The 17,709-nt window shown below is 61.4% G+C and carries 13 protein-coding genes; 7 read left to right on the plus strand and 6 right to left on the minus strand.

What is annotated here, in order from left to right; translation table 11 throughout:
• Positions 1–50: 50 nt before the first annotated feature.
• Positions 51–515 carry a cytochrome c5 family protein gene (locus QU606_RS01155; RefSeq protein WP_172831364.1) on the plus strand — a complete coding sequence of 155 codons (465 nt, stop codon included), beginning with the start codon at positions 51–53 and terminating at the stop codon, positions 513–515.
• Between the two features lie 137 nt (positions 516–652).
• Entirely contained in the window at positions 653–2,575 is a 1,923-nt protein-coding gene (locus QU606_RS01160; protein ID WP_069077273.1) for an acetyl-CoA hydrolase/transferase C-terminal domain-containing protein, read from the plus strand.
• 212 nt (positions 2,576–2,787) lie between these two features.
• Here QU606_RS01160 and QU606_RS01165 read toward each other — a convergent pair whose 3' ends face one another.
• On the minus strand, positions 2,788–3,360 hold the full coding sequence (locus QU606_RS01165; RefSeq protein ID WP_024078079.1) for a xanthine phosphoribosyltransferase: 573 nt from the start codon (positions 3,358–3,360) through the stop codon (positions 2,788–2,790).
• Positions 3,361–3,418: 58 nt separating this feature from the next.
• Positions 3,419–5,428, minus strand: coding sequence for a DNA helicase Rep (gene rep / locus QU606_RS01170; protein WP_024078078.1), 2,010 nt, complete (start codon positions 5,426–5,428; stop codon positions 3,419–3,421).
• A 254-nt stretch (positions 5,429–5,682) separates the two neighbouring features.
• Between rep and QU606_RS01175 the strand changes: the two genes are divergently transcribed.
• On the plus strand, positions 5,683–7,347 hold the full coding sequence (locus QU606_RS01175) for a bifunctional diguanylate cyclase/phosphodiesterase (RefSeq protein ID WP_024078077.1): 1,665 nt from the start codon (positions 5,683–5,685) through the stop codon (positions 7,345–7,347).
• Positions 7,348–7,356: 9 nt separating this feature from the next.
• Here QU606_RS01175 and QU606_RS01180 read toward each other — a convergent pair whose 3' ends face one another.
• Positions 7,357–8,760: a NorM family multidrug efflux MATE transporter gene (locus tag QU606_RS01180; protein WP_024078076.1), complete on the minus strand. Its 1,404-nt coding sequence runs from the start codon at positions 8,758–8,760 to the stop codon at positions 7,357–7,359.
• A gap of 152 nt (positions 8,761–8,912) precedes the next feature.
• Between QU606_RS01180 and QU606_RS01185 the strand changes: the two genes are divergently transcribed.
• Together QU606_RS01185 and QU606_RS01190 are read left to right on the plus strand one after the other, a co-directional pair.
• Positions 8,913–9,833 carry a LysR substrate-binding domain-containing protein gene (locus QU606_RS01185; RefSeq protein ID WP_024078075.1) on the plus strand — a complete coding sequence of 307 codons (921 nt, stop codon included), beginning with the start codon at positions 8,913–8,915 and terminating at the stop codon, positions 9,831–9,833.
• A 177-nt stretch (positions 9,834–10,010) separates the two neighbouring features.
• Positions 10,011–11,987 carry a methyl-accepting chemotaxis protein gene (locus QU606_RS01190; protein WP_069077275.1) on the plus strand — a complete coding sequence of 659 codons (1,977 nt, stop codon included), beginning with the start codon at positions 10,011–10,013 and terminating at the stop codon, positions 11,985–11,987.
• A gap of 20 nt (positions 11,988–12,007) precedes the next feature.
• Here the strand turns inward: QU606_RS01190 and QU606_RS01195 are convergent, their stop codons facing one another.
• A complete protein-coding gene (locus tag QU606_RS01195) occupies positions 12,008–13,507 on the minus strand; it encodes a PLP-dependent aminotransferase family protein (protein WP_304998042.1) in 1,500 nt (499 codons plus the stop codon).
• A gap of 142 nt (positions 13,508–13,649) precedes the next feature.
• Between QU606_RS01195 and QU606_RS01200 the strand changes: the two genes are divergently transcribed.
• Entirely contained in the window at positions 13,650–14,900 is a 1,251-nt protein-coding gene (locus tag QU606_RS01200; RefSeq protein WP_304998043.1) for a benzoate/H(+) symporter BenE family transporter, read from the plus strand.
• A 91-nt stretch (positions 14,901–14,991) separates the two neighbouring features.
• Here QU606_RS01200 and QU606_RS01205 read toward each other — a convergent pair whose 3' ends face one another.
• Complete coding sequence (locus QU606_RS01205) at positions 14,992–16,509, minus strand: YifB family Mg chelatase-like AAA ATPase (RefSeq protein WP_069077278.1); 1,518 nt, start codon at positions 16,507–16,509, stop codon at positions 14,992–14,994.
• Between the two features lie 153 nt (positions 16,510–16,662).
• Positions 16,663–16,923 carry an accessory factor UbiK family protein gene (locus tag QU606_RS01210; RefSeq protein ID WP_010567183.1) on the minus strand — a complete coding sequence of 87 codons (261 nt, stop codon included), beginning with the start codon at positions 16,921–16,923 and terminating at the stop codon, positions 16,663–16,665.
• 422 nt (positions 16,924–17,345) lie between these two features.
• Between QU606_RS01210 and glnK the strand changes: the two genes are divergently transcribed.
• Positions 17,346–17,684, plus strand: a complete 339-nt coding sequence (gene glnK / locus QU606_RS01215) for a P-II family nitrogen regulator (protein WP_002555808.1) — start codon at positions 17,346–17,348, stop codon at positions 17,682–17,684.
• Positions 17,685–17,709: the final 25 nt, after the last annotated feature.

A 17,709-nucleotide genomic window follows, 5' to 3' on the forward strand; every position in this document is an offset into this window, starting at 1 on the left:
CTGCGAAACCGTGGCCGCAGGCGTGAATAGCCACCATTGAGGGTGAACGCGTGAACCTAATTATGAAAATGCTGGCTGCACCAGCAACCGTACTGGCCCTATGGGCTGTCAGCGCTCAAGCTGCGACCAATGATGACATTGCCAAGCGCCTGGAGCCTGTAGGCCAGGTTTGTGTCCAGGGGCAGGAATGCAAGGGGATGGAGGTGGCTGTGGCTGCTGGTGGCGGGGGCGCGGCTAAAACGCCTGATGATGTGATCGCCAAGCACTGCAACGCATGCCACGGCACCGGCCTGCTGAATGCTCCGAAGATCGGTGATACCGCTGCCTGGAAAGAGCGGGTAGGTCATCTGGATACTGTATTGGCGGAACTCAAGATCGAGGACCCGCAGAAAGGCACCAAGGGGTTGGCCCAGGTCGCCAAGCATGGCTTGAACGCCATGCCTCCGATGGGGACGTGTGCTGATTGCAGCCTCGAAGACCTTGAAGGTGCGATCAAGAAGATGTCCGGTCTGTAATCAGCCGATCTTCGTCAAAAATGCCGCTTACGAGCGGCTTTTTTGTGCCCGTAATGTGTGTTTCGAGGCTGTTCTTTGCAGCAAAGACCCTGCAAGCTCGGTCAAACCCCTAATCACGGAATGTTCAGGAGGGTCGGATGGTGCAGTTGTGTTCAATCGAGCAAGCAGTTGACGACGTACTGGCACGCTTGCCGGCGCATATCCACATGGGCATGCCCTTGGGACTGGGCAAGCCGAACCTGTTCGCCAATGCGCTGTACCGGCGTATCGCCAAGCTGCCGGAGCGGGCGCTGACGATCTACACCGCGCTGAGCCTGGGCCGTCCGGCCTTGGGCGATGGCTTGCAGAAGCGCTTTCTCGAACCCTTTATCGAGCGGGTGTTTGGCGATTACCCCGAGCTGGATTTTCTCGCCGACCTGCACAAGGACAGTCTGCCGGCGAATATCCACGTGCAGCAGTTTTTCATGCAGCCTGGCAGCTTGCTCCACAGCACCTCGGCGCAGCAGGATTACGTGAGCAGCAACTACAGCCATGCCGCACGCGACATCAATGCCGCCGGCCTCAACCTGGTGGCGCAGTTGGTGGCCAGCAGCGCCGAACACCCCGATCGCCTGAGCCTGAGCTGCAACCCCGACATCACCCTCGACCTGTTGCCGATGATCGCCAAGCGTCGCGCCGCAGGGGAAACCATTCTGGTGGTTGGCCAGGTCCACAGCGATTTGCCCTACATGCCTGGCGATGCCGAGCTGGGCATGGACGAATTCGACTACCTGCTCGATGAAAAGGACAGCACCACCTTATTCTCCACGCCGAACATGCCCGTGGGGTTCCAGGATCACTTTATCGGCCTGCACGCCAGCACCCTGGTGCGTGATGGGGGAACCTTGCAGATCGGCATCGGCTCGATGGGCGATGCGCTGACGGCCGCGCTATTGGCGCGCCAGGCCGACAACGAAGCCTATCGCTTGCTGCTGACGGACCTGGATGTGTACCAGTGGGCGCCACTGATCAGTCGTGAGGGGGGTGTCGATCCCTTTGCCCGCGGTCTTTACGGCTGTAGCGAAATGTTCGTCAACGGTCTGCTGGTGCTGGCGGATGCGGGAATTGTGCGACGCAAGGTCTACCCCGATGTGGCAACCCAGGCACAAGCCAATGCCGGGCTCCTTGACGACGCGGCACAACCCGATGGTGTCTCGATCCACGGCGGCTTCTTCCTCGGGCCGCGCAGTTTTTACCAGCGCTTGCAGGAGATGACCTACGCCAAGCGCCAGGCATTCAACATGACCCGCATCAGCTACATCAACGAGCTGTACGGGCAGGAAGAGCTCAAGCGTTTACAACGCCTGGATGCGCGGTTTATCAACAGCGCGATTGCGGTGACATTGCTCGGTGCCGGGGTTGCCGACCAACTGGAAGGTGGTCACGTGCTCAGCGGCGTGGGCGGGCAGTACAACTTTGTTGCCCAGGGCCATGCGCTGGAAGGTGCGCGATCGATCCTGATCCTGCGCAGTTGGCGCGAGGCGGGGGGCGAGGTCAGTTCCAATATTGTCTGGGAGTACGGCCATTGCACCATCCCACGGCACCTGCGGGATATCGTCATCACTGAATACGGCATTGCCGACCTGCGTGGGCAGACCGATGCCAAGGTGATCGAGGCGTTGCTCAACATTACCGACTCACGCTTCCAGGCCGACTTGATCGAGCAGGCGCAAAAGGCCGGCAAGTTGCCCAAGGATTTCCAACTGGACCCACGCTTCAGCGACAACACGCCGGAGCGGCTCCAAGGTATCCAGGCGCGGCATCGCCGACTGTTTCCGGAATATCCGCTGGGTACTGATTTCACCGATGAGGAGCGGGATCTGTTGCGCGCGTTGAACTGGCTCAAGAGCAAATTCAAACTGACGGAGATTCTGGAGTTGGGCAAGGCGGCGCTGGATGCACCGGAGCCGGAGGCGTTTCCTGAACATCTGGTGCGGATGCGGTTGGATAAGCCGGAGGGTTTGAAGGAGGACCTCTACCAGCGTTTGTTGCTTGCCGGCCTCCAGGCTACCGCGCATTAATTGTCAGTCGGTTAAGGTTTTTTTGTAGGAGCGAGCTTGCTCGCGAAAAACGTCAACGATAACGCGTGTGTCCTGAAGGAACGCGGCGCCTGTGAGTTTTTCGCGAGCAAGCTCGCTCCTACAGAAGGCGATGTTGGCTTAACTGACGGGCATTGGGGTTTACCCCCTCCCACATTTTGATCGTGCTCACCTGGCATTTGCTGTGTAGCAAATTACTCGATGAAGGTAACGACGCCACCTTCCAGCGACTGCACACGCGCCAGCGATTCAACCCGATAACCCTGCGCATCCAGCTCCGCGCGACCGCCTTGGAACGACTTCTCGATCACAATCCCCAAGCCCGCAACGGTCGCGCCGGCCTGCTTGATGATCGAGATCAGGGCCTGGGAGGCCTTACCGTTGGCCAGGAAGTCATCGATGATCAGCACGCGGTCACTGCTGGTCAGGTGGCGTGGTGAGATCGCCACGGTGCTTTCTACTTTTTTGGTGAAGGAATACACCGTTGCCGACAGCAGGTTTTCGGTGAGGGTCAGGGATTGCTGCTTACGGGCGAAAATCACCGGCACGCCGAGGTTCAGGCCGGTCATGATCGCTGGGGCAATCCCTGATGCTTCGATGGTGACGATCTTGGTGATGCCCGAGTCCTTGAACAACGCGGCGAACTCATCGCCGATCAGCTTCATCAGCGCGGGGTCGATCTGGTGGTTCAGAAAGGCGTCGACCTTGAGTACCTGATCGGAAAGCACGATGCCTTCTTCGCGAATTTTCTTGTGCAGTGCTTCCACGGAAAGCTTCCTCTAATGGCGCGTTGTGCGCCGAAAGTAGATTGAAAAGTAGTCGATTCTAGCGCTTTAACATCGCGCGTATATCCGCCAGGGCGGTGTTGCCGCGAACGGCCTTCACCTCGGTCGGGGTGTCGTCATTGCCTTCCCAGGCCAGGTCGTCCGGCGGCAGTTCATCCAGGAACCGGCTGGGGGCACAATCGATGATTTCGCCGTATTGCTTGCGCTTGGCGGCAAAGGTGAAGGCCAGGGTCTGACGCGCGCGCGTAATGCCCACGTAGGCCAGGCGTCGTTCTTCCTCGATGGTGTCGGCTTCGATGCTGGAGCGATGGGGGAGGATTTCCTCTTCCATGCCCATGATGAACACGTAGGGGAATTCCAGGCCCTTGGATGCATGCAAGGTCATCATCTGTACCCCTTCGGCGCCGTCTTCCTCTTCCTGCTGGCGTTCGAGCATGTCGCGCAGCACCAGCTTGCCGATGGCGTCTTCGACGGTCATTTCGCCGTCTTCGTCTTTTTCCAGGGTGTTCTTCAGCGCTTCGATCAGGAACCAGACGTTGCCCATGCGGTAATCCGCGGCCTTGTCGCTGGAGCTGTTGGTGCGCAGCCAGTTTTCATAGTCGATGTCCATGACCATGCTGCGCAGGGCGCTGATCGGGTCTTCGCCGGCGCACTGTTCGCGCACTTTGTCCATGAAGCGCTTGAAGCGCGACAGGCGATCGGTGAAGCGCGTGTCCAGGTGTTCGCCCAGGCCGATTTCGTCGGTGGCGGCGTACATCGAGATCTTGCGTTCGGTGGCGTAGTTGCCGAGCTTTTCCAGGGTGGTGGAACCAATCTCGCGGCGCGGCACGTTGATGACGCGCAGGAAAGCATTGTCGTCGTCCGGGTTCACGATCAGGCGGAAGTAGGCCATCAGGTCCTTGACTTCCTGGCGTCCGAAAAAGCTGTTACCGCCCGACAGGCGATACGGCACCTGGTGGTGCTGCAACTTCAGTTCGATCAGCTTGGCCTGGTAGTTGCCGCGATAGAGGATCGCGAAGTCGCTGTAGGGCCGGTCGGTGCGCAGGTGCAGGCTGAGGATCTCCACGGCCACGCGCTCGGCTTCGGCGTCCTCGTTGCGGCAGCGGATCACGCGGATCTCGTCGCCGTGGCCCATCTCGCTCCACAGTTGTTTTTCAAACTCGTGGGGGTTGTTGGAGATCAGCACGTTGGCGCAACGCAGGATTCGGCTGGTGGAGCGATAGTTCTGCTCCAGCATCACCACTTTCAGGGACGGGTAGTCGTCCTTGAGCAGCATCAGGTTTTCCGGGCGGGCACCGCGCCAGGCGTAGATCGACTGGTCGTCGTCGCCGACCACGGTGAACTGGTTGCGCGTGCCGATCAGCAACTTCACCAGCAGGTACTGGCTGGCATTGGTGTCCTGGTATTCGTCCACCAGCAGGTAGCGCACCTTGTTCTGCCACTTTTCGAGGATGTCGGCGTGTTCCTGGAACAGCTTGACCGGCAACAGGATCAGGTCGTCGAAGTCCACGGCGTTGAACGCCTTGAGCGTGCGCTGGTAGTGGGTGTAGACGATGGCGGCAGTCTGCTCCTTGGGGTTGCGCGCGTTTTCCAGGGCTTCGGCGGGCAGGATCAGGTCGTTTTTCCAGGCGCCGATCATGTTCTTGATCTCGTCGACGCCGTCGTCGCCCGCGTATTCCTTCTGCATGATGTCGGTCATCAGGGCTTTGACGTCGGTCTCGTCAAAGATCGAAAAGCCCGGTTTGTAGCCCAGCCGCACATGCTCCTTGCGGATGATGTTCAGGCCCAGGTTGTGGAAGGTGCACACGGTGAGGCCACGGCCTTCGCCACCCTTGAGCAGGGTGCCGACACGCTCTTTCATTTCCCGCGCCGCCTTGTTGGTAAAGGTCATGGCGACGATGTACTGGGCGCGGATGCCGCACTGCTGGATCAGGTGCGCGATCTTGCGGGTGATCACGCTGGTCTTGCCGGAGCCTGCACCGGCGAGCACCAATAGAGGGCCGCCGACGTAGTTCACGGCTTCTTGCTGCCGGGGATTGAGTCGGGACATACGGAATTTCAGGAGTCGTTGTTCAAAAGGGCGGGCATTTTAACAGGCTGGCAAGATTCTGCTGCCCTGGATCGACGGTGTGACGTACCACTCGATCTAAATTTGCCGGTTTTGATACTTTGCCGCAGGATGTGTGTGTATTTATACGAATGTTTACAGTCTGCGCATTTGATAACCCCTATCGTTGGTGATTATCAGACCGCACGTCATAATGCCCACCGCCATCGATATTTTGCAGAGTCTAGGGAGCTAGCTTGTCTACGCCTGTCGAACCCTTGCGTTTGCTGCTACTGGCCGATGAGCCAGCGTGGGCAGCGTTGTTGCGCGAGTGCCTGGCGCCGATGGGCGATGGGGCTGTGCTGATCAGCGCACCCAACTGGGACTCGGTGAGTCGTCTGTTCGATGACGACCACACTGCCGTGCTGTTGACCACGCCCTGCCTGCAACCCGGCCCTGGGCGTTGCAGCCTGCCGTGCGTGTTGTTGCTGGAGGAGGAGCCTCTGGTTGCGCCACTGGGGGTCAGTGACTGGCTGGTCCGTCATGCCCTGGACGCCGACACCCTGCGCCGCTGCCTGCGCCATGTGCGCGAGCGTGGCCTGTTGGAAAACACCCTGCAACGCCTGGCCGAACAGGACCCGCTCACAGGTATCGCCAACCGCCAGGGTTTCCAGACCCTGCTGGCTGCGCGCCTGGCTGAGAACGACGGCCGCGGCCTGGCCCTCGGTCATTTGGACCTCGATAACTTCCGCCATGCCAACGATGCCCTCGGTCACCAGGCCGGCGACCGACTGATCCTGCAAGTGGTCTCGCGGCTCAAGAGCCAGCTTGAGGCCGGCGACCAACTGGCGCGCCTGGGCAGCGACGAGTTCGCGTTGCTGATCGACACCCGTCGCGCTCCTCAGCGTGCCGAATGGATGGCCGAACGCATCACCGAAGTCATGGCCGAGCCTTATTGGGTGGACGGCGAAAGCCTGCTGATCGGTTGCAGCCTGGGCGTGGCGCACGCCCGTGCTCGCGCGGGCGCCGACCCGCTGATGTGGCATGCCCACATCGCCATGCAGCAGGCCAAGAGTACCCAGGGCTGCACGTTTCATATCTTCAACGAACGTATCAACCGCAACGCCCGCAGCCTGGCCGACCTGGAAAGCGAACTGCGGCGCGCCTTGCGCCGTGATGAGCTGGAGCTTCACTACCAGCCGCGCCTGGACCTGGACGACGGGCATATCGTCGGCCTGGAAGCCTTGGTGCGCTGGCGCCACGGTGAGCGCGGCCTGTTGCCGCCCAGCGAGTTCGTGCCCTTGGCCGAACAGAGTGGCCTGATCGTACCGCTGGGCTACTGGGTGATCGCCCGTGCCCTGCGTGACATGCAAGACCTGCGCGAACGTGGCCTGCCGGCATTGCACATGGCGGTCAATCTGTCGTTTCGCCAGTTCCAGGACAGTCAGTTGCTCTCGACCCTCAGCCGACTGATTGCGGAGTGCGGTGTGGATGCGCAATGGCTTGAATTCGAACTGACGGAAACCGCTGTCATGCGGCGCAGTGACCTGGTCAAGCAGACCATGGATGCCCTTGGCCGCCTCGGTGTGCGGTTTTCCCTGGATGACTTCGGCACCGGCTTCTCGTCGTTCGTGCACCTCAACAGCCTGCCGATTGCCTTGTTGAAGATCGACAAGAGCTTTGTCGGTGGAATGGAGGAGCGGGAAGAGAACCGCAAGCTGGTGCACGCGATGATCAACCTGGCGCACAACCTGAATCTTGAAGTGGTGGCCGAAGGTGTCGAAACCCCGGAACAGCTTGCGCTCTTGCGCTTGTTCGGTTGCGATCAGGCCCAGGGTTACCTGATCAGCAAGCCGCTGCCGTTGCCCGAGTTGGTGGAATACCTGACGTTCGGGAAAAGCCAGCAGGCGTTGCTGGGTTGAGCAGGGTTTTTATTCTGTCTGTGCGGTCTGAAATGCTGGCTGTGATTCAGGCTCCTGGCGAATCATGCGTTTCATTTTTGCCTCAAACGCCCACGTCAGGCTGACGGCCGCGCAGGCCAGGCCCAGCGCCAAGCCCCACCATACGCCAGTCGGCCCCCAGCCCAAGGTGAAGGCCATCAACCAGGCGGAGGGCGCGCCGATCAACCAGTAGCAGCCAAGCCCCACCAGGAACGTGGTCTTGGCGTCTTTGAGCCCGCGGATACAGCCCATGGCGATGGTCTGCACGCCGTCGAACAGCTCGAACCAGGCGGCGACGGCCAGCAGGCTGACAGCCAGCACGATGACATCGTGAAACGCCGGGTCGTTATGATCGAGGAACAGCCCGATCAGCGGGTCTGAAAACAGCCAAAACACCAGGGCAAACCCCAGCATCACCACTGCGCCAAAGCCGATGCCGACTCGGCCAGCCATGCGCGCCTGCAGCAGTTGGGCGGCGCCATAATGCTGGCCGATGCGCATGGTCACCGCGTAGGACAACCCCGCCGGAACCATGAATGCCACCGAAACTATCTGCAGGGCAATCTGATGCGCCGCCAATTGCGTACTGCCCATGGTGCCCATGCACAGTGCGGCGAAGGCAAACAGCCCGACTTCCACTGCATAAGTACCGCCAATCGGCAGGCCCAGGCGCCACAGCTCGCGCAGGTATTGAGTGTTGAGACGCAGCAGGCCGCTGCTTAGCGGGTAGGCCGCATACGCCCGGTTGCTGCGGATGTACCACATCAGCGCCAGCGCCATGCTGTTGGCGACGATCGCCGTGACCAGGCCGATGCCCATCAAGCCAAGTTTCGGCAAGCCGAACATGCCTTCGATCAAGGCATGGTTGAGCAAGTAGTTGACCACCGTGCCGCCGAGGCTGATCACCATGACCGGTGTGGCCTTGCCGATGGCGCTGGTAAAACCGCGCAGGGCCATGAAACTCAGGTAGCCGGGCAGGGCGAACGGTAGGATCGTCAGGAATTGCCCCGCCGAGTGCACGTTGGTTTCGGTTTGGCCGAACATCAACAGCACCGGCTTGAGGTTCCACAGCAGCAAGGCCGCCACCAGCGCCATCAGCCAGGCGAGCCATAGCCCGGCCTGGGTCAGGCGCGTGGCGCCTTCGATATCGCCCGCGCCGTGGCGGATGGCAACAAGGGTGCCCACGGCGGCAATCACGCCGATGCAAAAAATCGCTACAAACGAATACGTCGCCGCGCCGAGGCCGCCGCCGGCCAGGGCTTCAGGGCTCAGGCGCGCCATCATCAGGGTGTCGGTCAGCACCATCAGCATGTGCGCCAACTGGGAGGCAATCAACGGCCCTGACAACCGCAGAATGGCCCAGAGTTCGGTACGTGCCGGATGCCGCATGATCATCACGCTCAGAAAGTCAGAGAATTGGGGAGGGGTTGATTCTCGGCGCTCTCAGCCCATTGCACAAAGGGATAAAAGCGATCGTTTGCATGATTAAAACTCATGCCTGATTGATTCTGGTAGGGTTTGCCCATTGCGCTGTCGGAGCTTTCCCTATGTCTCGTCGTCTTCCTCCGCTGTATGCCTTGCGGGCCTTTGAAGCCGCATCGCGGCACAACTCCTTCACCCGCGCCGCTGAAGAACTGTCGATTACGCAAAGCGCAGTGAGCCGACACATCCGCACCCTGGAAGAGCACTTCGCCTGCCGCCTGTTCCAGCGCAGCGGCCGTAACCTGCAGCTCACCGAAGCCGCGCGCCTGCTGTTGCCTGGCGTGCGCGAGGGATTTGCCGCGCTGGAACGGGCCTGTCATACCCTCAATGCCGAAGACGACATCCTGCGTATGAAAGCGCCGTCCACCTTGACCATGCGCTGGCTGCTGGCGCGCCTGAGTCGCTTCCGGCATTTGCAGCCGGGCAACGAGGTGCAACTGACCAGCGCATGGATGAGCGTGGATGAAGTGGACTTCAATCAGGAGCCATTCGATTGCGCGGTGTTGTTGAGCGATGGGCATTTTCCGGCGGATTGGGAGGCCAGCTACCTGTTCCCGGAGTTATTGATTCCGGTGGGTGCGCCGAACCTGTTGAGTGACGGTCCCTGGGACGTGAGCCGCCTGGCCACCGCCGAGTTGCTGCACCCCACGCCCGACCGTCGGGACTGGCGCAGTTGGCTGGAGCGCATGGGCCTGGCTTCCCAGGTGTCGCTCAAGGGTGGGCAGGTGTTCGATACCCTGGAACTGGGCATGATCGCCGCTGCGCGCGGCTACGGGGTGTCCATGGGCGATTTACTGATGGTGGCCGAGGACGTCGCCCAGGGAAGGCTGAGCTTGCCGTGGCCAACGGCTGTCGCCAGTGGTGAAAGTTACTACCTGGTGTGGCCGAAAACCCGCCCGGGTGGCGAGCGCTTGCGTCGGCTGGCGGAGTTTCTGCAGGGCGAAGTGCAGGCGATGGTGCTGCCGGCAGTCGAGCGTCTCGATTGAATCGCTTCAGCGCTTTCTCGCAACCGTTTGCGTGATACCCCTGTGAATAGCTCAAGTATTGCCCAAGCCCGCCGAAGCAGGTGTGTTGGAACTATCGTGCACCAACGTTACCCACCAGATAATTCGCCGAGCAGCGCTATGAGATCAGGATGATCCTGGCCTCGGCCAGGAGCTGTCATGTCTCAACCTCGTGCCCGGATCGCTTCCCAGTTAGGTCTTGCATTAGCCGTGATTCTGGCTGTCGTTATCAGCGGCAGCACTGTTTTCGCCTTGCGTTCCCTTGACTCCGCCAACCTCGCCACCCGCGAGGAGCACTTGGCCAGCGAGGCGCGCTTGCTTGCCGACCAACTCAATACCTTCCACAGCACCTTGCGCGAGAGCACTCAGCGTTTGAGCGGGCTGTTTGAAAAGCGTTTCGGCGCGGGTTTGAGCGTGCACGGTGATCAGCAGATGGCTGTGGCTGGCGTACAGACCCCGGCCCTCTACCTGGGCAGTGACCTGTTGAACAATGATTTCGATGAGGTCGATGAATTCAAGTACACCTCCGGCGGCGTGGCCACCGTGTTTGTGCGCAGCGGCGAAGACTTTATCCGCATCAGCACCTCCCTGACCAAACAGGATGGCAGCCGCGCCATCGGTACGGCCCTGGACCACCAGCACCCGGCCTATCAGCGCCTGCTCGCGGGGCAGAGTTATGTCGGCCGCGCCGTGTTGTTCGAACGTTCCTACATGACCCAGTACACGCCCGTGCGTGACGCGGCTGGCAAAGTTATCGCGGTGTTGTTTGTCGGCTTCGACTACACCGACGCGCAGAACGCGCAGTTCGACAACCTCAAGCGCTTCCGCATCGGCCAGACCGGTTCACTGGCCCTGTTGGATGAACAGAAACGCTGGCTGGTGCCACCCGCAGGCGTGCAGGCGCTGGATCAAGCGGTTCCGGTGATGCTGGACCTGGCCAAGACCCCAGGTAAGGGCCGCTTTTGGAGCGACAAGAACGAAGATTTCTACAGTGTCTCGGTGCCGTTCGAGGGCGGCCCGTGGTCGGTGGTTGCGAGCATGCCCAAGGCCGAGATTCGCTCGGTGACCTGGGGCGTCGGTATTCGCCTGGTGATCGGCAGTGTGCTGGCGATGCTGCTGGCGGTGGGGGCAACGGTCTGGTTGTTGCGCAGCAAGCTGGCCCCCTTGAGTGACCTGGTACGCCAGGCCGAAGCCCTGGGCGCGGGTGACTTGAGCGTACGCCTCAATGTGTCCAGCCATGACGAGATCGGCCAACTGGCACGCAGCTTCAACCAGATGGGGGAAGCGCTGTCGACCATGGTTTCGCATATCCGCAAGGCGGCTGAAGAGGTCAACGGCCGTGCCCAGGCACTGTCCGGGTTATCCGGCGGCGCCTATGAAGGCATGGAGCAGCAGTCTGGCGAGATCACCAGCATGGCCGGCGCGGTCGAAGAGTTCAGCGCCACCTCACTGAATATTGCTGACAACATGGGCAATACCGAACGCCTGGCCCAGGAAAACGCCCAGCAGACCCGTATCGGGCGCACGTCCATGCAAGAGGCGTCGTCGTCCCTGGAGCATATCGCGACCGCGCTGAACAGCACTGCCACCGTCATCAACACCCTGGGCCAGCGCTCCCAGGAAATTGGCGGCATCGTCGGGGTGATCACCGCGATTGCCGAACAGACCAACCTGCTGGCACTGAACGCCGCCATCGAAGCCGCCCGCGCCGGGGAACAAGGCCGTGGCTTTGCGGTGGTGGCCGATGAAGTGCGCAACCTGGCGTCGCGCACCCGCCAGGCGACCGACGAAATTTCCGGGATGATCCAGAGCATCCAGCAGGAAACCGGCAACGCCATCAGCACCATGGAACACGGCAATGCACTGATGCAGGAAGGCCTGGCGCGTAATGCCGACGTGGCTTCGGCGCTGGCGCGGATCGACGAGCAAAGCCGCTCGGCCGGTCAGCAGTTTGCTGCGATCACCACCGCCACCCAGGAACAGAGCAGCACGGCGACCTTGCTGAGCAGCAACTTGCAGAGCATTGCGCTGGCCAACAGCGAGCAGCGTGAGGTGGTGTCCAACCTGGCCATTACCGCCAAGGAACTGGAGACGCTGGCGGCAAGCTTGCGGCACGAGGTGGATCGTTTTCGTTGAAGGCGGCCCAGGGCGTGTGTCTAGCGGGTCTTGAGCGCGTTAGCCAGGCGTAGCATGGCGATTTCGATTTCATGGGCGGTCAAGGACGAGTAGCCCAATAGCCAGCCCTGTTTCTGTGCGGTGCCGGCGTATAGCCGACTCAGGCCGGACAGTTGCACACCCGCACTGGCGGCCTTGTGGATGGTTTTTTCTTCCGACCAACCCTCATGGAGCACGCAGGGAATTTGCAGCCCGCCTTGGGGGCGGCATGCCGTGACCACGCCGCCCAGATGCTTGCCGATGGCATCGAGCATGACGGTTTGGCGCCCGGCGTAGAGTTTGCGCATTGCGCGCACATGGGCGTTGTAATGACCGTCCTCCATAAAACGCGCCAGGGTCAATTGCAGGAGTTGAGGCGTGTGGCCGTCCATCATGCTGCGAGCATAGGTGAAGGCTTTGACCAGCGCAGGGGGCAGCACCATGTAGCCCATGCGCAGCCCGGGGAAGAGGGTCTTGCTGAAGGTACCGAGGTAAAGCGTGCGCTGGTACTTGTCCAAGCCCTGTACACAGGCCGTGGGTTTGCCGTCGTAGTGGAACTCGCTGTCGTAGTCATCTTCGATGACCCATTTGCCTTTTTCCGCCGTCCAGTTGATCAGCTCAAGCCGCCGTTCCAGTGTCAGCGTGGCGCCGGTCGGGTATTGATGGGAGGGCGTGACATACACGCAGTGGGCGCCGCTGCGGTCGGCGTGCAGCAGGTCGGTGCGGATGCCCGATTCATCGACATCGATGGGCACGACCTTGGCCTCGGCGGTTTCAAAAGCCTTCCTGGCGCCGTAGTAGCCCGGGTTTTCCAGCAGGATCGGCTGGCCGACGTCCACCAGCAACTGCGCGCATAGAAAAAGCGCCTGGCGCGTGCTGCTCAGCACCAGGATCTGGTCGGGCGAACACTGGGCGCCGCGTTCAAGGTTCAAATACGTAGCGATGGCTTTGCGCAACGGCTCGGCCCCTTGCGGGTCGCCGTGCAACAGCACGCTGCTGCGAGAGTCCCTCATCACCTGACGTTGCAGGCGTTCCCAGACGTCGGTGGGAAAGGAGCGGGTTTCAGGCAGGCCCGTGGCGAAGGCTTTGATCACCTGCTGGTCGTTTACGCCACCGCTGTCGAGGATCATCCGTCCGCGCTGGCTCAAGCCGGTGCCGAGGGGCGCGAGACTGCTTTTGCCTGCCTGCGCCTTGATACGGCGGCCGGACCCGCCGCGCAATTCGGTGCCGAGGGCCTCGCACACATAACTGCCGGAACCTTCGCGCCGCGCGATAAAGCCATCGCGCTGCAACTGCACGTAGGCGTTCTCCACCGTATCGCGTGCGATCCCCAATGACTTGGCCAACACCCGCGTCGCGGGCAGCTTCAGGCCGGGCGCCAGTGCCCCGTCGAGGATCAACGCCCGCAGCGCGCGTTGAATTCGCTGGTGCAGGCCCAACCCCTGGAGTTGCACATCGTCAAGGCGCATTTTCAGGGTTTCAAGCTCGAACGTTTTCGCCATGCGGTCTGCCTTTCCTCGAAGAATTGGCCGGTAATGGCAGGCCAGTCTATCCGTAGACTTGGACCCGAGCCACAGCCTTCACGTTGGCGGACAACCCACTGCGTGAGGCTCAATTTCTCGTACGGCAAGGAGCAATGCCCTCATGTCTTCTTCGATATCGTCGTCTTCGCTGCGCCCACGCGACCTGTTTCACCCCCTGGTAGCCGGTCTGATTTCAGTCATCGTCAATTATGGCGGTACGTTCATCCTGGTGTTCCAGGCCGCCAAGGTGGCCGGGCTCAGCGCGGAGCTGACCGCTTCGTGGGTCTGGTCGGTGTCGATCGGTGTTGGGGTGACGGGGCTGGCTCTCAGTTGGGTGAGTCGTGAGCCGATCATCACCGCGTGGTCGACTCCCGCGGCGGCGTTCCTGATCGTCGCGTTGTCGACCACGCCTTATGCCGAGGCGGTCGGTGCGTACATCATTTCGGCCGTGGCATTTGTGCTGCTCGGGTTGTCCGGCTGCTTTGAAAAAGTCATTCGGTTGATTCCGCCAGGCATTGCGGCCGCCATGCTGGCCGGCATTCTGCTGCAGTTCGGGATCGGCGCATTCAGTGGCATGAGCCTGGACCCTGCCCTGGTGGGGTTGCTGATTGCCGCTTACGTTGGGTTCAAGCGGTTTACCGCGCGCTACGCGGTCGTCGGAATTCTGGTGCTCGGGCTGGTATTGCTGCTGGTGCAAGGGCGAGTGGATCTATCGGGATTGTCCCTGCAATGGGCCGCGCCGGTTTTCACCCAGCCTGAATTCTCCGTCAATGCGCTGCTCAGTGTGGCATTGCCGCTGTTCCTGATCACCCTCACGGGCCAGTACATGCCGGGCATGCTGGTGTTGCGCAATGATGGCTTCAAGACCAGCGCCAACCCCATCCTGGCAGTGACCGGGCTGGGCTCGCTGTTGATGGCGCCATTCGGCTCGCACGCGTTCAACATCGCGGCCATCACGGCGGCCATCTGCACGGGCAAGGAAGCCTCGGAAGACCCGTCCAAACGTTGGCTCGCGGGTGTTGCCGCAGGGGTGTTCTATATCCTTGTCGGGGTGTTCGGGGTGACGTTGGCCGCCGTATTCATGGCGTTCCCGTCGGCGTTTATCACCACGTTGGCCGGCTTGGCGCTGTTGGGCACCATTGGCACCAGCCTGGCCAACGCCATGGCGGACACCCGATCCCGTGAAGCTGCGCTGATCACCTTTCTGGCCTGCGCCGCAAACATCACCCTGCTGGGGATCGGTGGAGCGTTTTGGGGGTTGTTGATCGGATTGGCCGCGTATGTGCTGCTGAACGGCCGCCTGCCCCGTCGCCGGGCGACTGTGGCGCCGGTCTCCGAGCCGGTGGTGACGGCGAAGGGAGTGGCCCAATGATGCGCGCCAATCAGCCGTTAACGACCTGCCGGTGCGTGAGCGCGTGGTTGCGCTGTGCCGCCGTCGCCCGGTGTATCGCCGAGGGGTGTTTCTAGCCGTTTGCGCCGTCGACTTGGCTGGAGGCCGAGGGCCGGTATTGCAGTGCTTCGGCAATGTGGTTGCGGCCGATAGTGTCTGCGCGCTCCAGGTCCGCCAGAGTGCGGGCGACCTTGAGCAGGCGGTGGGCGGCTCGAAGGGACAGGGTCAAGCGCTCGCAGGCGCTTTCCAGCCAGGCTTCATCCGGCTTGGACAGCGCGCAATGCTGGCGCAACCCAGAGAGATCCAGGAACGCATTGGCGCAACCCTGGCGCCGCTGTTGATGCTCTCGAGCCTGGGCGACCAGCGCGGAGGCGGTGGATGTGTCGCCGCCGGGCTGTGGGGTCGGGTTCAGCGCGGTGATTTCGCGGGCGACCGTCAAGTGCAGGTCGATCCGATCCAGCAAGGGCCCGGAGAGTTTGTTGCGATAGCGTTGGATTTGCTCGGGCGTGCAACGGCATCGGTTGCAGGGCGCGCCCATATAACCGCAGGGGCAGGGGTTCATCGCCGCCACCAGTTGGAAGCGCGCGGGGAAGCGCACTCGGTCACGGGCGCGGGAAATCACGATGTGCCCCGACTCCAGTGGCTCGCGCAAGACCTCCAGCACCTTGCGATCAAACTCCGGGAGTTCATCCAGGAACAGCACTCCATGATGGGCCAGGGTGATTTCCCCCGGCTGCGGTTTCGATCCGCCGCCCACCAGTGCCGGACCGGAGGCTGAATGGTGTGGCTGGCGAAACGGCCGGTGGGGCCAATGGCTCAGCGGTGCCAGGCTGACCACGGATTGAATCGCCGCCACTTCCAGTGCTTCCTGTTCACTCAATGGCGGCAGCAACCCGGGCAGGCGGCTGGCGAGCAAGGTCTTGCCGGTACCTGGTGGCCCGCTGAACAGCAGGTTATGTGCGCCCGCTGCTGCAATCAGCAGTGCGCGCTTGGCTGACAGCTGGCCCTGAACTTCACTCAGGTCCGGGTAGGGTTTGTTCGAATACAGCAACCCGTCAGACTTGTAGGGCTCAATCGGTGCATGCCCATTCAGGTGTGCCACCACCTGCAGCAGGTGATCTACGGCAATGACCTTCAGCCCGGATGCCAGGCACGCTTCCTCGGCATTCGCCCGCGGCACTATCACGGTGCGCCCGGCCTTGCGCGCCGCCAATGCGGCGGGCAATACGCCTTTTACCGCCCGCACCTCGCCGGACAACGCCAACTCCCCCAGGCACTCCACGTCATCCAGCATCAACGCCGGCACCTGCACACTCGCCGCCAGGATCCCCAGGGCGATCGCCAGATCAAAGCGCCCACCGTCCTTGGGCAGGTCGGCGGGCGCGAGGTTGAGGGTGATACGGCGGGAAGGATATTGCAGCGCTGAGTTGAGGATGGCACTGCGTACGCGGTCCTTGCTTTCCTTGACCGCGGTTTCTGGCAGCCCCACCAGGGTGAGCGACGGCAACCCGTTGGCCATATGCACTTCGACGGTGACGGCAGGGGCTTCGACGCCGACCTGGGCGCGGCTGTGGACGATGGCGAGGGACATGCTCGTTCCTTGAAAGAGGTGGCCGCTTCCTGCGGTTTTTCAAGGGTAGACGAGGTGGGGAAGAGCGAGGCGGGGAGGTTTTACAGAACGTATCCAGAACAAAAGGTAGAGCAAATGTGGGAGGGAGCAAGCCCCTTCCCACACTGATCGCATTTATTCCGCAGGAGGGTTCAACCGCGCTTCCAGCTCTGCAACTTTCGCCTCCAGGCTCTCCAAGCGCGCACGGGTGCGGGCAAGTACGACCATCTGGCTATCGAATTCTTCCCGGCTCACCAGGTCCAGCTTGCTGAAGCCGCTTTGCAGCAACGCCTTGAACTGGCTTTCGATTTCATTGCGGGGCAGCGGGGTGTCGCCGCTGAACAGGCGAGAGGCGTGGCCGCTCAGGGCGTCGAGGAGGTCTTTGGGCGCGAGCATGGGAAATATTCCGGAAAACTGTTGGCGGGCAGTGTATCACGCAGCGTCTATAGTCATTTCCACGGCCACAGGCGCACGCTTTTCGCGCATGGGGGCGGGCGTCTGCGCACTGTTTTCGTGCGCAATGGCACCGCCAAAAAGCCTCGCAGGTGGGCGTAGCGGAGCAAAGGACTGATTTCAGTGATTTTTACGGAGCTGGCAAGGTTTCTGCTTAGACGATCATGACCCATGCACTGATGCAGTCGCTGTGACGAATGCAGTGCGCCGACGGATCAGGGGTACAGGTTTCGTCACCAGTGGTTCGCTGGCGTTGCAACGGCAACTGCTCTTGCGACGACGCGTTACAAAGCCAGGCACTGCGCTTAGACTTGAGACGGGTTTGTTTTCCTGGGGCAAGTCCACCAATTCGGGAGAGAGTTTTCATGAAGCTAGTCACTGCCATCATCAAGCCGTTCAAGTTGGACGATGTACGCGAGTCGTTGTCCGAGATCGGCGTGCAGGGCATTACCGTTACTGAGGTCAAAGGCTTCGGTCGGCAGAAGGGTCACACCGAGCTGTATCGCGGCGCGGAATACGTGGTCGATTTCCTGCCGAAGGTGAAGATTGATGTCGCCATTGACGACAAGGATCTTGACCGGGTTATCGAGGCGATAACCAAGGCCGCCAACACCGGCAAGATTGGTGACGGCAAGATCTTCGTGGTCAATCTGGAACAGGCTATTCGCATCCGTACCGGCGAAACCGATACCGACGCAATCTAAGCCGCCAAACCCCAACGCCCCAGGA

The sequence above is a fragment of the Pseudomonas sp. OVF7 genome (assembly GCF_030644265.1).
Lineage (GTDB): Bacteria > Pseudomonadota > Gammaproteobacteria > Pseudomonadales > Pseudomonadaceae > Aquipseudomonas > Aquipseudomonas gorinensis.